Consider the following 14,669-nt stretch of genomic DNA (forward strand, 5'->3'; position numbering starts at 1 on the left):
ATTTGGCAGAAATGAAGAGACAACAAGTCTCAGTATAAAAGGGGTACTACGCATGAAGAAATCATTGCTCGCCGGGGCAGCTATGGCGGCTTTCACTTTTGTGTCTGCTGCGCATGCAGAAACAGCAGTTTCAATCGGCTTCTCAGGCTGGACCGGGTTCGGTCCGCTGACGCTTGCCAAGGAAGCCGGAATTTTCAAGAAAAACGGCCTCGACGTCACACTGAACAAGATTCCACAGGCAAGTCGCCATCTGGCGTTGGCCTCCGGTGACATCCAATGCGCCGCTACCACTGTTGAAACGTGGATTGTCTGGAACGCAGCAGGTGTTAAATCCAAGCAGATTTTCCAGATGGACAAATCCTACGGCGCCGACGGCATCGCTGTGCGTGCCGATGTGAAGTCCTTCGCCGATCTGAAAGGCAAGACGGTTGCTGCCTCTGCTCCGGGAACTTCGCCTTATTTCTTCCTTGCCTTCATGCTCGCCAAGAACGGCATGACAACCAAGGACGTAAAAGTCGTGAATATGGAACCTGGACCGGCCGCACAAGCTTTCGTCGCTGGTCAGAACGACGCCGCTATGACTTACGAGCCTTATCTGTCCACCGTGCGCGCAGCACCCGACAAAGGCAAGATCCTTGCCACCACGCTCGATTATCCGGCAGTCATGGACACGGTCGGCTGCACCCCCGATTTCCTTGAGAAGAACCCCGATGCGGCCAAAGCGCTTGCCAACAGCTATTTTGAAGCATTGGAGATGATCGCCGCCGACAAAGCCAAAGCTTATGAGATCATGGGCAAGGACGTGAAGCAATCGGGCGAGGCTTTCGGCAAATCAGCCGATTATCTGCGCTGGCAGGACAAGGCAGCAAACCAGAAATTCTTCGAGAAGGAATTCAAGGAGTTTTCGACCGAAGCCGCCGACCTGCTTTTGCAAGCTGGTGTAATCAAGTCAAAACCCAATCTCGACGACATTGTGGACACAAGCTTCATCAAGTAATTGCCACAGAAGGAAATCCGGGCGACAACGCCCGGATATCTTCCCCGCTCTTTCCATCCTCCCGGATAAGAGAAAAGCGAATTCCAAGCTTTGAATGCGCGTCTTCCCCCAAAACCCTATCACGGTTTCGAGACGCGCTCTAAACGGATAAAGTCATGCAACCCTTACAGCCGATAGGCAGTCAGACCCGGATATTGCTGGGTGTTCTGTTTTTCATTCTCTTCTTTTTGTTCTGGGGCATCGCCACGCTGGGTGGCTTCGTTTCCCCGACTTTTCTTGCCGATCCCATCACTATGCTGAAAGACGGCTGGGATCTCCTTGCCAATCAAGGTTTCCTCTACGACATCGGCATGACGGTCTGGCGCGTGCTGGGAGGCTTCGTGCTGGCAAGTCTTGTCGCGATCCCGCTCGGGATCGCCATGGGTGCTTATAAGCCCATCGAAGCACTGTTGGAGCCATTCGTCTCTTTCGCGCGCTATCTCCCCGCATCGGCTTTCGTGCCACTGCTGATCCTCTGGGCAGGCATTGGCGAAACGCAGAAGCTGCTCGTCATCTTCATTGGTGCAGTATTCCAGATCATTCTCATGATCGCCGTGACCGTTTCCAACACACGGCGCGATCTTGTCGAAGCCGCCTATACGCTTGGCGCATCGGACGGCGGCATCATCCGCCGTGTACTCATGCCTGCCAGCGCGCCAGATATTGCCGAAACGCTGCGCCTCGTGCTTGGCTGGGCCTGGACCTATGTTATCGTGGCCGAGCTCATCGGCGCATCGTCCGGTATCGGCTATATGATCATCAACAGCCAGGCGCTCATGGCCACCGGCCAGATCATTTTCGGCATCATCGTCATCGGTGTTATCGGCCTGATCTCCGACCTCGCCTTCAAATATTTCAACCGTTGGCTCTTTGCTTGGAGGTTCGCATAATGGTTACGAAAAGCGACCAGGAACTTGTCATCAAGAGCGTCAGCCGCACCTTTCCGGGTGTACATGGCGGCAAGCCAACACTGGCATTGCAGCCGACCGACCTCCTCATCCCGAAAAACGATTTCGTAACCGTCCTCGGTCCCTCGGGCTGCGGTAAGTCAACGCTTCTTCGTATCATAGCAGGTCTCGACAAGCCAACCACCGGCACAGTGACGTTGGAGGGAAAACCCGTGACAGGTCCGGGTGCGGATCGCGGTATGGTCTTCCAGTCCTACACACTGTTTCCATGGCTCACCATCCGGCAGAATGTCGGTTTCGGACTTCGCGAAAAAAGGGTGCCAGAAAAGCAAGCACGTGAAATTGTAGACAGCTATATCGACAAGGTCGGGCTGCGTGGCTTTGAAGATCACTGGCCGAAGCAGCTTTCAGGCGGCATGCAACAACGCACGGCGATTGCCCGCGCACTCGCCAACGATCCAAAGATCCTGCTTCTCGACGAACCGTTCGGAGCACTCGACAACCAGACCCGAGGATTGATGCAGGAACTTCTGCTCGGCATATGGGAGCGAGAGCACAAGACGGTGATCTTCGTCACCCACGACATCGAGGAAGCCATCTTCATGGCGACTCGCGTGGTTACGATGACCGCTCGTCCGGGCAAGATCAAATCGATCACGCCAGTCGATATCGCGCATCCGCGCACCTACCACGTCAAGGCGAGCCCGGAATTCTCCGAACTGCGTCTCAAGCTGACTGAAGAAATTCGCAGCGAAGCCATTGCGGCTGCAAAGCAGGCTGCCTGAAAATAGTTGTTCCTTGATAATATCGAGTGAACTATGAAAGAGCTGCGATCTCTATCGCGGCTCTTTCATTTCAGGACACACCCATCATGGCCGTTTCAGCAGAAGAACTTGAAAACCGCATCGTCTATGTCAACGGCGAGTATATCACCGCCCGCGATGCGCGCATTTCCATCTTTGACCGTGGCTTTCTGTTCGGTGACGGCATCTATGAGGTAACCGCCGTGCTGGAAGGCAAGCTTATCGACAGCGAACCGCATATGCGACGCCTGCGCCGCTCGACTGGCGAGATCGGCATTCCGATGCCGATGAGCGAAGACGAGATTATCACCATTGAGCGTGAACTGATCCGCCGCAACAATCTGACCGAAGGTCTCGTCTATCTGCAAGTGACACGCGGCGACGGGCGCGACCGCGATTTCGTACCCGCAAAGGGCATGAAGCCTTCAATCGTCCTGTTCACACAGGAAGCCAGTCTGCTCGACAAGCCAGCACTGAAAACCGGTGCCCGTGTGCTTTCACTTGATGATCTGCGCTGGAAGCGCCGTGACATCAAGACCGTTTGCCTTCTGCCGCAGGCTCTCGCCAAAGAAATAGCCAAGAATGCAGGTTGCGATGAAGCCTGGATGATCGAAGACGGATTTGTCACCGAAGGCGCGTCGTCCACCGGCTATATCGTCACACAGGATGATGTCATCGTCACCCGTCCCAACAGCAATGCAGTCCTGCCGGGCTGCACACGTCTGTCGCTGCTACAGCTCATCGCTGAAACAGGTATGAAGCTCGAAGAACGGCCTTTCACAATCGAAGAGGCCTATGCTGCGAAAGAAGCATTCATGACCAGCGCAGGCACCTTTGTAACACCGATTTCGTTTATCGACGACAAACCTATCGGCGGTGGCAAGCCGGGTCCGGTAGCGCTAAAGCTGCGCGAAATTTATCTGGATCACGCAAGGCGCACTGCAATCTGACAAAAGCAAATCGGGCCGGAACAGTGTTCCGGCCCGACTTGCTCTCGCCTTCGCCCCCGAAAAGGCGGAGCACCAGCGCGATAACGCGCCGATTTTGAACATATGTCTTACCACGTGGGCATCTGAAGCGAATGAGATTGGGTATGGTGTGCCTAGGCTCAGCGGCGTTGGTTATAGACGTCGATACACACTGCCCCCAGCAAAACTATCCCCTTGATGACCTGCTGATAGTCGATGCCAATGCCAAGAATCGACATACCATTGTTCATCACGCCCATGATAAGCGCGCCAATAACAGCGCCAGTCACACGCCCGACGCCACCATAAGCCGATGCGCCACCGATAAAGCAGGCGGCAATCACATCAAGCTCAAAACCAAGACCCGCCTTCGGTGTTGCGGTGTTCAGACGAGCCGCGAAAACCAGACCGGCGAGCGCTGCCAGCACCCCCATATTGACGAATGCGAGGAAGGTCAGGCGCTCGGTCTTGACGCCCGACAGCTTCGCCGCGTGGCGATTGCCGCCGACGGCGTAAATCTGGCGACCTATAACCGTACGATTGGTGAGAAACGCATAGGCTGCAATCAGAACAGCCATAATAATCAGCACGTTAGGCATACCGCGATACGATGAAATCAGCAGCGCAAGATAGGCAATACCTGCAAAGAACAGGATATTCTTGATGACGAACAGGCCGAAAGGTTCTGTTTCCACCTCATGCGCAATGTGGCGCGCACGCGAGCGTGTATTCTGCCAGACAATGAAACCAGCAATCACCAGGCCAAGGATCAGCGATGTGAGATAGATGCCGCCCGTCGCCCCAATAAACTCAGGGATAAAGCCCGATGACAGTTTCTGAAACATAGGCGGGAATGGACCGACCGACTGTCCACCGAGAACTGCCAGCATCAGCCCCTTGAAAACCAACATGCCCGCGAGTGTCACGATGAAGGACGGGATATTGAAATAAGCGACCCAGAACCCCTGCATTGCACCGATAATACCACCGGCAATGAGGCACAGAATGGCAGCAATCGGGAACGGAATTCCCCATCGAACCATCATAACAGCAGCCAGTGCGCCGATGAAACCGCACACCGAACCGACCGACAAATCAATATGCCCGGTCACAATAATCAACAGCATTCCAAGCGCCATGATGACGATATAGCTGTTCTGCAACACGAGATTGGTCAGGTTCAACGGCTTCATCAGCACGCCGCCGGTGACAATCTGGAAGAAGATCATGATCGCAATCAGTGAGAGCAGCATTCCGGATTCGCGCAGGTTGTTCTTTATATAGCGCCCCACGCTGCTTGGCGCCTTCTGACCGCCCTGGATGACGTTCTCGCTCATTGTTGTTTTCCTTTGTTCTGCATGATGGCGCGCATGATGTTTTCCTGCGTTGCTCCCTCGCCCGCCACTTCGCCGACGAAAGCGCCCTCGTGCATGACGACAATGCGATCGCAGATCCCGATCAGCTCCGGCATTTCGGATGAAATGACGACCACGCCCTTGCCGCTGTCAGCCAGTGAATTGATAATTGTGTAAATGTCATATTTCGCGCCCACATCGATGCCCCGCGTCGGTTCATCGAGGATCAGCACGTCAGGCCCTGTAAACAGCCATTTCGAAAGCACTACCTTTTGCTGATTGCCACCTGAAAGCGTGCCTGTTTCCTGATAGACATTATGGCAGCGAATACTCATCTGATCGCGATAGTTGTTCGCGACCTTCATTTCACGAATACTGTCGATCACACCCTTGGGGCTCACGCCGCGCAAATGCGCAAGTGAAATGTTGCGCGATATATTCTCGCCAAGAACGAGGCCAAGTTTCTTGCGGTCCTCGGTAACATAAGCAAGCCCTGATTTGATAGCACGGGCAACTGTTGAAATATCGACCGGCTTGCCATTCATACGGGCTTCACCGGTAATATTCGTGCCCCACGAACGCCCGAACAGGCTCATGGCGAACTCAGTGCGACCAGCGCCCATCAGACCTGCAATGCCGACGATTTCACCGGCGCGCACGTTAAACGAAACACTCTTGACCGCGTGCCGCTCCGGGTGAAGCGGGTGATAAACCGACCAGTTCTCAGCTTCAAAGATCACGTCACCAATCTTCGGCTCACGCTTGGGATAGCGGCTTTCCAGATCGCGATCGACCATCTTGCGGATGATCTCGTCTTCTTCGACTTCACCTTCATGGCAATCAAGCGTTGCGACCGCACGACCATCACGCAGCACGGTGATCTTGTCAGCCACTTCACGAATTTCATTGAGCTTGTGTGAAATCAGAATCGAAGTGATGCCCTGCGCACGAAACTCCTTGAGCAATGCCAGCAAAGCCGCACTGTCGGTTTCGTTCAGACTTGCTGTCGGTTCATCAAGAATAAGAAGCCGCACACGCTTGGAAAGCGCCTTGGCAATTTCGACAAGCTGTTGTTTGCCAACGCCAATATCCGTCACCAGGGTGTCGGGTGATTCCGTGAGGCCGACTTTCTTCAAAAGCGCTTTTGTGCGCTGATAGACTTCACCGCGATCAATCACGCCATAAGCGCCGGGTGGATTGACGAGAAAAATATTTTCGGCAATCGACATCAGCGGCACAAGCGCCAGTTCTTGATGGATAATAACGATGCCCAGTGCTTCAGAATCGTTGATGTCGCGGAAGTGCCGCTCTTCTCCATCAAAGACAATTGAACCGTCATAACTGCCCGAGGGATACACCCCCGAAAGCACTTTCATCAGTGTAGATTTTCCAGCACCATTTTCACCAACAAAAGCATGGATTTCACCCGGCATGACCGTGAAATTGACGTCGCTCAACGCTTTAACGACACCGAAAGACTTGCTGATGCCGCGCATTTCCAGAAGCGGCTTTCCAGAGGTTTCCGGCTTGCCGTCAGGCTGCTCGCGCAGGACAGGATTGGCTACATTCATCGCTCGCTCCCATTACAATTCCTGCAAGCCATCGCCGCTCCAAAAGACAGCGCTGTCAATTGCCATGCCTACCCCAGCCAAAAGGCTGGGGATTTGGAGACAATGGCTTGCAGAAGGGCCACGGGCATATCCTTCGATAGGCCCGAAACCGAATTACTGGATCTGGTCTTCTTTATAGTAACCGCTATCGACCAGAACTTCTTTCCAGTTCGACTTGTCGACAATAACTGGCTTGAGCAGGTAAGACGGCACAACCTTGACGCCATTGTCATAGGTCTTTGTGTCGTTTACTTCCGGCTCCTTGCCGCTCATCGCAGCGTCAACCATATCAACCGTCACCTTGGCAAGTTCGCGGGTGTCCTTGAAGATGGTCGAGTTCTGTTCGCCAGCGAGGATCGATTTGACCGACGGCACTTCGGCATCCTGACCGGAAACCACAGGCATTGGCATATCGCCGCTGCCATAGCCTACACCCTTGAGCGAAGACAGAATACCAATGGAAATGCCATCATAAGGCGAAAGCACAGCATCAAGCTTCTTGTCGGAATAGAAAGCTGACAGGATCGAATCCATACGTGCCTGAGCAGTCGCACCATCCCAGCGCAGTGTTGCTACCTTGTCCATACCGGTCTGACCGCTGCCCACGACAAGCTTGCCGCTATCAATGTAAGGCTGCAGAACCGACATTGCGCCATTGTAAAAGAAGTAGGCGTTGTTATCGTCCGGCGAACCGCCAAACAGCTCGATATTGAACGGGCCTTCCTTGTTCTTGAGATCAAGTGCCTTTTCGATCGACTGCGCCTGCAAAACGCCAACCTGGAAATTGTCGAATGTCGCATAATAGGACACATTCGGCGTATCGCGGATCAGGCGGTCATAGGCAATAACCTTGATGCCGGCATCATTGGCCTTGGCCAGAACGTCCGAAAGCGTGGTTCCGTCGATGGATGCGATGACCAGAACCTTGGCACCCTTAGTGACCATATTTTCGATCTGTGCCAGCTGGTTTGGCACATCGTCTTCTGCATATTGCAGATCGGTCTGGTACCCCCGCTCCTGAAGCACCTTCACCATGTTGTCACCATCGGCAATCCAGCGCGCTGATGACTTTGTTGGCATCGCCACTCCGACGAGGCCCTTATCCTCAGCCTGTGCAAAGCCGGTAAAGGCAAAGGCGGCAAATGCCGCTGCCAGTGTTAATGATTTTATGCCTGCCATTATCTCACTCCCATAGTGGAGCAGGCCTTTAAGGCCTGCCATTCTCCCAAGTTTCCGCCCCCGCCTTCCGGCCATGCGGAATTCCTCATATCGCAAGCCTCCTCAGCCCGCGATCTTGTCCCATGCAGCAACCGTGCGTTCAGCACGTTCGCGAACCTCAGCGACCGTCAGTCCAGCCTTGTAAAGACTGGAACCAAGACCGAAACAGCTCACTCCCGCAGCCCGATAGGCCGCAAAATCAGCCTCGGAAACACCGCCCACGGCGCCGACCGGAATATCCTTCGGCAAGACGGCGCATATCGCCTTGATGCCATCTGCGCCCAGCACGCTCGCCGGAAAGAACTTCAACGCCGATGCACCTGCCCGGATCGCTGAGAACGCTTCCGTCGGCGTGAAAACACCGGGCATCGTCACCATGCCATACTGACTGGCCCGGCGAATAACGTCAGGCTCGACATTGGGGCTGACCAGAAGCCTGCCGCCAACATCATTAAGACGATCCACATTCTCGACGGACAGGACTGTTCCCGCGCCGATCAGTACATTGTCCGGCGCAAGCTTCGCAGCTTTCTCAATCGACACGAACGGCTCTGGTGAATTGAGCGGAATTTCAATCGCCTCAAAGCCCGTCTCGATCAAGGCAGAGACAATCGCTTCGGTTTCATCCGGCCTAATCCCACGCAGGATTGCCACCAGCGGATAACGCAGCTTGGGCCATGTGATGTGGTCGCTCATTATGCGGTTCCTCCGAAGGCGTGTTTTGCAGCCATGAAAAGGCCGTCACGCACCAGTTCGTCGGCTGCAACACGCATGACCTTCAGCCCTGCGATTTCAAGCGCGCTGGCATAGAGCGCTCCCATCGTCGCGTCCGAAAGGAGCAGCACTTCTTGCGGTTTGCCGTAAAGCGTGCTTGCACCTGCGACTTCCAGTCCGATCAACAGACCCGACAGGCGGGCAAGCTGATCAGAAGGCCTACGATCATGAACGAGCCATCCTGCGCGAATGGAAAACAGCGCGTTGGAAATCAATGCCGGGTTTTCGAGCGATGCCCCGACACCCGCAACGAAAGCCGCACTGTTCGCATCAACAGCACTCGCCCCTTCCAGCGCACCGGCCAGTACAGACTTGTCCTTCACAAGAGCGAACATTTCGCCTGTCATGAAGGTTCGATAATCGGCCAGACCACCATCGACAATTCGCACCCATTTGGCATGGGTTCCGGGCATTACCACTACGGCATCCCGTGTTCCGCGATGCACGAGACCAAGCAGTTTTGTCTCTTCACCGCGCATCACGTCCGGAGCCGCTTCATCCCGGCGCGCGACGCCCGGCAGCATGATGACGTGACGGCGCGCAGGTATGCGCACTGCCGCCTTTACAATACCATCCAGCCCGGCTGGCAGGCCCATATAGGGGGCTTCGATCCAGCCGGTCCGCGACCCGGCCATGCCACAGATCACAACCGGCAGATCGTCCGGCGCGCCAACTGAAGCAAGGTGCCGTTCGAGCGTTGGCTCAAAACCGGCTTCCTTTGCCTGCAGCAGACCGTCATCGCCACGGCTTTCATTGATAACATTGCCATCGACATCCAACGTCCAGAGACGGAACCGGGTTGTTCCCCAGTCCGCGACCGCCGCAAATGGCTTTTGAACGCCGGCCATGAATGCCGCAGACATCAATGATTGTCTCGCGGCAGGCCACGCGTATGCGCAATATCCTGATATTTGACCGCGTTCTCGAGAACCGCACCCGTTTCCATCTGGCCGACAACGGCGCGCTGGATTTCCTGCCACGGCGTCTGGCTTTCCGGATATTTATAGCCGCCAGCAGCTTCCAAAGCCTTGCGGCGTTCTGCCAGTTCCTCGTCCGAAATCAGAATATCCGCCGTGCCGCGACCAATATCGATTCGCACGCGATCACCCGTCCTCAGGATCGCCAAACCACCGCCAGCCGCCGCTTCAGGTGAAGCATTGAGGATCGAAGGCGAACCCGACGTACCCGACTGACGACCATCACCAATACAAGGCAAGGAGCTGATACCCTTCTTCAGAAGGTAGTCCGGCGCACGCATATTGACCACTTCCGCCGCACCCGGATAGCCGATGGGGCCAGCACCGCGCATGAACAGAACGGTATGTTCGTCGATTTCCAGCGACGGATCGTCAATGCGATGATGGTAATCTTCCGGTCCGTCGAACACGACCGCCTTGCCTTCAAAGGCATTCGGGTCCTTGTCGTCCGAAAGATAGCGGTTGCGGAATTCTTCCGAAATAACACTCAGCTTCATGATCGCCGAGGAGAAGAGATTGCCGCGCAGCACGCGGAAACCGGCATGGCTCTTCATTGGCTGGTCATAAGTTTTGATGACATTGCTGTCTTCAATCGTCGCATTCTTGCAGTTCTCGCCGATGGTCTTGCCGTTGACGGTCAGTGCATCCTCGTTGATGAGGCCCTGCCCCATCAGCTGATTGACGACCGCTGGCACACCGCCTGCATGATAATAGTCCTCACCGAGATATTCACCCGCTGGCTGGAGATTAACCAGAAGCGGAATTTCCTCGCCATATTTCTGCCAATCGTCAATCGTCAGGTCCACGCCGACATGACGTGCCAACGCATTGAGATGGATCGGCGCATTGGTCGATCCGCCAATGGCGGAATTCACGCGAATTGCGTTGATGAATGCTTCCTTGGTCATGACATCGGAAGGCTTGAGGTCTTCATAGACCATCTCAACAATGCGACGACCTGTAAGATAAGCAACTTCCTGACGGTCACGATAAGGCGCCGGAATAGCGGCAGAGCCCGGAAGCTGCATGCCGAGCGCTTCGGCGAGCGAATTCATCGTCGTGGCCGTGCCCATCGTGTTGCAATAGCCGGTTGATGGAGCCGAGGAGGCTACGAGCTTGACGAAGCCCTGATAGTCGATTTCGCCCTTGGCAAGCAGCTCGCGCGCCTTCCAGACGATTGTGCCGGAACCCGTACGTTCGCCACGGAACCAGCCATTGAGCATCGGGCCAACCGACAGGGCGATCGCTGGAATGTTAACGGTCGCGGCTGCCATCAGACAGGCAGGCGTGGTCTTGTCGCAACCAATGGTCAGCACGACGCCATCGAGCGGATAGCCATAAAGCACTTCAACGAGGCCGAGATAAGCAAGGTTGCGGTCGAGACCAGCCGTTGGCCGCTTGCCGGTTTCCTGAATAGGATGGACCGGAAATTCGATGACGATGCCGCCTGCCTCGCGCACGCCTTCACGCACGCGCTTGGCCAGTTCCAGATGATGACGGTTGCATGGCGAAAGATCGGAACCCGTCTGCGCAATACCGATGATCGGACGACCGGATTGCAGCTCTTCCTGACTGAGGCCATAATTCATATAGCGCTCAAGATAGAGCGCGGTCATGTCCACATTGTCCGGATTATCGAACCATGCGCGTGAGCGGAATCTCGGAGCTTTCGGCGTAACGGGCTTATTCATTTCACTGTCCTGCATGGGTAAGAGACCGCCCTGCGGTCCCAATTCCTAGTCTTCAAAAGCTTCAACGATGTGGCGTTGTCCCAGAAGGAAAGCATCAGCCACATGAGTGAGTGGCGCGAGGTCCACATCGCTGCGTCTCTCACCGATCAATTGCACAAAATTCTGGTAAAGGCGCTGATATTCGCGGTCTGGTTCGGCCATTTTTTCAGTACCTGCAATGGTCAATCGACTGCCACCATGGCTGAGAAGCAGCGTCCCCTTGTCAGTCTCGACGCGAATATCCCATGTCTGTGGGCCGGTCTGACGCCAGTCCAGCTCAAACGACACCGGAACGCCGTTTTCCGTCTCGAAAGCCAGATCAGCAGCAATCGGTGCCGCCCGGTTTTCAGGGAAATAGAGATCGGACTTCGTCAGGAAAAACTGTTCCGGCATGATATGTGTAACAATGGACAGCGCATTGATGCCCGGATCAAACACACCAAGACCACCCGGCTCCCAAATCCACTGCTGGCCCGGATGCCAATGGCGCACGTCTTCTTTCCACGACACTGCAACGGATTTGATTGCAGCACCTTTGAGAAATTCACGCGCAGGCTCAACGGCCGCAGCTTCGCGTGAATGCCACGTTGCATAAAGCGTGACACCCTGTTTTTCAGCAAAGCGTACCAGCGCCTGCACTTCCGAAATCGTTGCCCCCGGAGGCTTTTCCAGCATCACATGCTTACGCGCCTTTAAGGCGGCGTAGGCTTGGCTAAAGCGCCCTTGCGGCGGCGTGCAAAGCGAAACCGCATCAACGGCAACATCACTGCCAAGCAATTGATCTATATCGTGGAAAGACGGCAGGCCGTCCAGCCCGGCATTGCGGCTGGCAATTGCTTTGAGCGCAATACCATCCGTGGCTTCAATCGATGGCAGATGCTGGTCACGTGCAATCTTACCCAGACCGACAATTGCCAAAGTGATGTTGGATGCCGCCGCCATTTCAGAGCGCCTTCACGGCAATATCTTCGGCTGCCGCCTGCGCCAGTCTGTTGACCAGCGGATAGCGGAAAGGCTTTGCTGAAATTTCAAACCGGTCGCCGTTTTCCGTCTTCACGCCTTCCGAAAAGGACAGCGTGGCCGTGCCGAAGAAATGCACGTGGATATCACCCGGACGGCGGAACAGCGCATATTTGAAATGGTGGTGCTCCAGATTGGCAATTGTGTGCGACATGTTCGCTTCGCCTGAAAGGAACGGCTTTTCAAAGATCACCTGATCGCCGCGACGGATACGCGAGACACCTTCGACATGATCCGGCAGAGCACCCACATAAAGCTCCGCCCCCAGCGACGCCTGACGCAGCTTGGAATGCGCCAGCCAGAGATAATTCTGCTTTTCGGTCACATGGTCGGAAAACTCATTGGCAAGGCAAAAACCAAGGCGGAATGGCGTACCATCTGGTCCAATCAGATAAATACCGGCCAGCTCCGGCTCCTCGCCGCCATCTTCGGCGAAGGAAGGCGAAACAAGCGCACCACCAGTTGCCACCAATGCCGAACCGTCACCCTTATAAAACCATTCCGGCTGCACACCGGTTTCACCGGGCTTAGGCTTGCCACCTTCAACGCCCATCAAGAACATCCGCATGGAATCGGTTGGTTTTTCAGCAGCCTGCGCCGCCTTGTGCATCTTGTCGCGACCGTCAGCGGAACCCAGATGCGTCAATCCTGTACCGGCAACAATCAGATGCGCCGGATCGGAATGCGTAATCGGCAGGCCGACACGCCCACTTGCGATTGCGGCATCAAGATCAACAGCCTCACCCTTGCCATTACGCTCAACTTGCTCAGCAAGGCTAATGCCTGCTAAAATCGCTGCCCATGCCAGTTCGTATGTCGTTGTCACGCCATTGACGATATGGGCCGCGCCTTCATCATCGCAAGCGGCCACATGCGTTTCTCCGCCAGCATTGCGGATCTGTACCAGACGTAACATTAAACCTCCCATTTTCCGCAAAATGCTTGCGGAACATTCTTCTCGACCGTTCAAAAACACAGATGCGCGAACTAACGGCTCCTTCTTATTAATATGACTATTTCGTCAATCGCTGTTTTGTCAAGCAACCGAAACTCGGCAACGACCACCCTCCGGGGACTACCAACAGTGAATGATTATTAACATAGTGTTTTAATTATATAATTAGACGAAATGCACGTTTGTCGCACCCCCAATTTCACGCGAACGGAAGAAATATGCTTGCCATAAAGTAATATTATATGCTTGATGAAAGCGAAGGCTGGGAGAGCCTTTTTAATGGGAGGAATTAATATGAAACGCAGTCTGACGGCTCTGACAGCCGCATTTTCATTCGCTCTGATTTCAAGCGCATCCGCCGCTTCACTAACAGTCGGCTTTTCGCAGATCGGTTCGGAATCGGGCTGGCGCGCCGCCGAAACAAGTGTAACAAAGCAGGAAGCTGAGAAGCGCGGTCACACCCTCAAATTTGCCGACGCACAGCAAAAGCAGGAAAACCAGATCAAAGCCGTTCGCGGCTTCATTGCACAGGGCGTTGACGCCATCCTGATTGCGCCGGTTGTGGCAACCGGCTGGGACGCAGTTCTGAAGGAAGCCAAGGAAGCAGAAATTCCTGTTGTACTTCTTGACCGCCAGATCGATGCACCCGAAGATCTCTATCTCACAGCTGTTACCTCCGATCAGGTGCATGAAGGCAAGGTCGCTGGCGACTGGCTGGTCAAGGAAGTGGGCGACAAGCCGTGCTCCGTCGTCGAGCTTCAGGGCACCACAGGCTCTTCGCCGGCGATCAACCGCAAGAAGGGCTTTGAAGAAGCGCTTGCAGGCCACGACAACATCAAGATTTCCCGCTCGCAGACCGGTGATTTCACCCGGACCAAGGGCAAGGAAGTCATGGAAAGCTTCATCAAGGCGGAAAATGGCGGCAAGGACATTTGCGCGGTTTACGCACACAATGACGATATGGCGGTCGGCGCCATTCAGGCGATTAAGGAAGCTGGCCTCAAGCCGGGCACCGACATTAAGGTTGTCTCCATTGACGCCGTTCCGGATATTTTCCAGGCCATGGCAAATGGCGAAGCCAACGCAACTGTTGAGCTGACACCAAACATGGCTGGCCCGGCTTTCGATGTGATTGAGGCTCTTAAGGCCAATGGCACCGTTCCGCCAAAGTGGATCCAGACTGAATCCAAGCTTTACACACAGGCTGATGATCCAAAGGCCGTTTATGAAGCCAAAAAGGGCCTCGGCTACTAAGCCTCGGATCATGCCTTCGGGTCGCGTCTCATCGCGGCCCGGAACCAAGCATGTCGCGGGA

Annotated in this window: 13 protein-coding genes; 5 read left to right on the forward strand and 8 right to left on the reverse strand. The window is 54.9% G+C overall.

Annotation, left to right across the window (positions count from 1 at the left end; all coding sequences use genetic code 11):
- The first annotated feature begins 52 nt into the window (after positions 1-52).
- From FJQ48_RS21485 to FJQ48_RS21500, 4 genes are all read left to right on the forward strand, one after another.
- The gene (locus FJQ48_RS21485; protein ID WP_139976950.1) at positions 53-997 is read left to right on the forward strand and encodes an ABC transporter substrate-binding protein; all 945 of its coding nucleotides are present in this window, start codon (positions 53-55) and stop codon (positions 995-997) included.
- A 155-nt stretch (positions 998-1,152) separates the two neighbouring features.
- Positions 1,153-1,926, forward strand: a complete 774-nt coding sequence (locus FJQ48_RS21490) for an ABC transporter permease (protein ID WP_139976951.1) — start codon at positions 1,153-1,155, stop codon at positions 1,924-1,926.
- Positions 1,926-2,729, forward strand: a complete 804-nt coding sequence (locus FJQ48_RS21495) for an ABC transporter ATP-binding protein (protein ID WP_139976952.1) — start codon at positions 1,926-1,928, stop codon at positions 2,727-2,729. The genes FJQ48_RS21490 and FJQ48_RS21495 overlap by 1 nt, the downstream gene beginning before the upstream one ends.
- Before the next feature lie 86 nt (positions 2,730-2,815).
- Positions 2,816-3,697, forward strand: a complete 882-nt coding sequence (locus tag FJQ48_RS21500; RefSeq protein WP_139976953.1) for a D-amino-acid transaminase — start codon at positions 2,816-2,818, stop codon at positions 3,695-3,697.
- A gap of 158 nt (positions 3,698-3,855) precedes the next feature.
- Here FJQ48_RS21500 and mmsB read toward each other — a convergent pair whose 3' ends face one another.
- The 8 genes from mmsB to araD1 form a co-directional block, all read right to left on the reverse strand.
- Positions 3,856-5,052, reverse strand: coding sequence for a multiple monosaccharide ABC transporter permease (gene mmsB / locus FJQ48_RS21505; RefSeq protein ID WP_139976954.1), 1,197 nt, complete (start codon positions 5,050-5,052; stop codon positions 3,856-3,858).
- Positions 5,049-6,641 (reverse strand): multiple monosaccharide ABC transporter ATP-binding protein, encoded by a 1,593-nt coding sequence (mmsA, locus tag FJQ48_RS21510; RefSeq protein WP_139976955.1) that lies wholly within the window; start codon positions 6,639-6,641, stop codon positions 5,049-5,051. Before mmsA ends, mmsB begins: the two co-directional genes overlap by 4 nt.
- 153 nt (positions 6,642-6,794) lie before the next feature.
- Positions 6,795-7,859, reverse strand: a complete 1,065-nt coding sequence (chvE, locus tag FJQ48_RS21515; RefSeq protein ID WP_139976956.1) for a multiple monosaccharide ABC transporter substrate-binding protein — start codon at positions 7,857-7,859, stop codon at positions 6,795-6,797.
- A 102-nt stretch (positions 7,860-7,961) separates the two neighbouring features.
- Positions 7,962-8,594, reverse strand: a complete 633-nt coding sequence (locus tag FJQ48_RS21520; RefSeq protein WP_139976957.1) for a 2-dehydro-3-deoxy-6-phosphogalactonate aldolase — start codon at positions 8,592-8,594, stop codon at positions 7,962-7,964.
- On the reverse strand, positions 8,594-9,520 hold the full coding sequence (locus FJQ48_RS21525) for a 2-dehydro-3-deoxygalactonokinase (protein WP_139977084.1): 927 nt from the start codon (positions 9,518-9,520) through the stop codon (positions 8,594-8,596). Before FJQ48_RS21525 ends, FJQ48_RS21520 begins: the two co-directional genes overlap by 1 nt.
- A 14-nt stretch (positions 9,521-9,534) precedes the next feature.
- Positions 9,535-11,340, reverse strand: coding sequence for an IlvD/Edd family dehydratase (locus FJQ48_RS21530; protein ID WP_139976958.1), 1,806 nt, complete (start codon positions 11,338-11,340; stop codon positions 9,535-9,537).
- Between the two features lie 45 nt (positions 11,341-11,385).
- A complete protein-coding gene (locus FJQ48_RS21535; RefSeq protein ID WP_139976959.1) occupies positions 11,386-12,321 on the reverse strand; it encodes a Gfo/Idh/MocA family oxidoreductase in 936 nt (311 codons plus the stop codon).
- Between the two features lies 1 nt (position 12,322).
- Complete coding sequence (gene araD1, locus FJQ48_RS21540; protein ID WP_139976960.1) at positions 12,323-13,315, reverse strand: AraD1 family protein; 993 nt, start codon at positions 13,313-13,315, stop codon at positions 12,323-12,325.
- Between the two features lie 333 nt (positions 13,316-13,648).
- Between araD1 and ytfQ the strand changes: the two genes are divergently transcribed.
- Positions 13,649-14,608 (forward strand): galactofuranose ABC transporter, galactofuranose-binding protein YtfQ, encoded by a 960-nt coding sequence (gene ytfQ / locus FJQ48_RS21545; RefSeq protein ID WP_139976961.1) that lies wholly within the window; start codon positions 13,649-13,651, stop codon positions 14,606-14,608.
- Positions 14,609-14,669: the final 61 nt, after the last annotated feature.

It is taken from the genome of Ochrobactrum sp. CGA5 (genome assembly GCF_006345815.1).
Classification (GTDB): Bacteria; Pseudomonadota; Alphaproteobacteria; order Rhizobiales; family Rhizobiaceae; genus Brucella.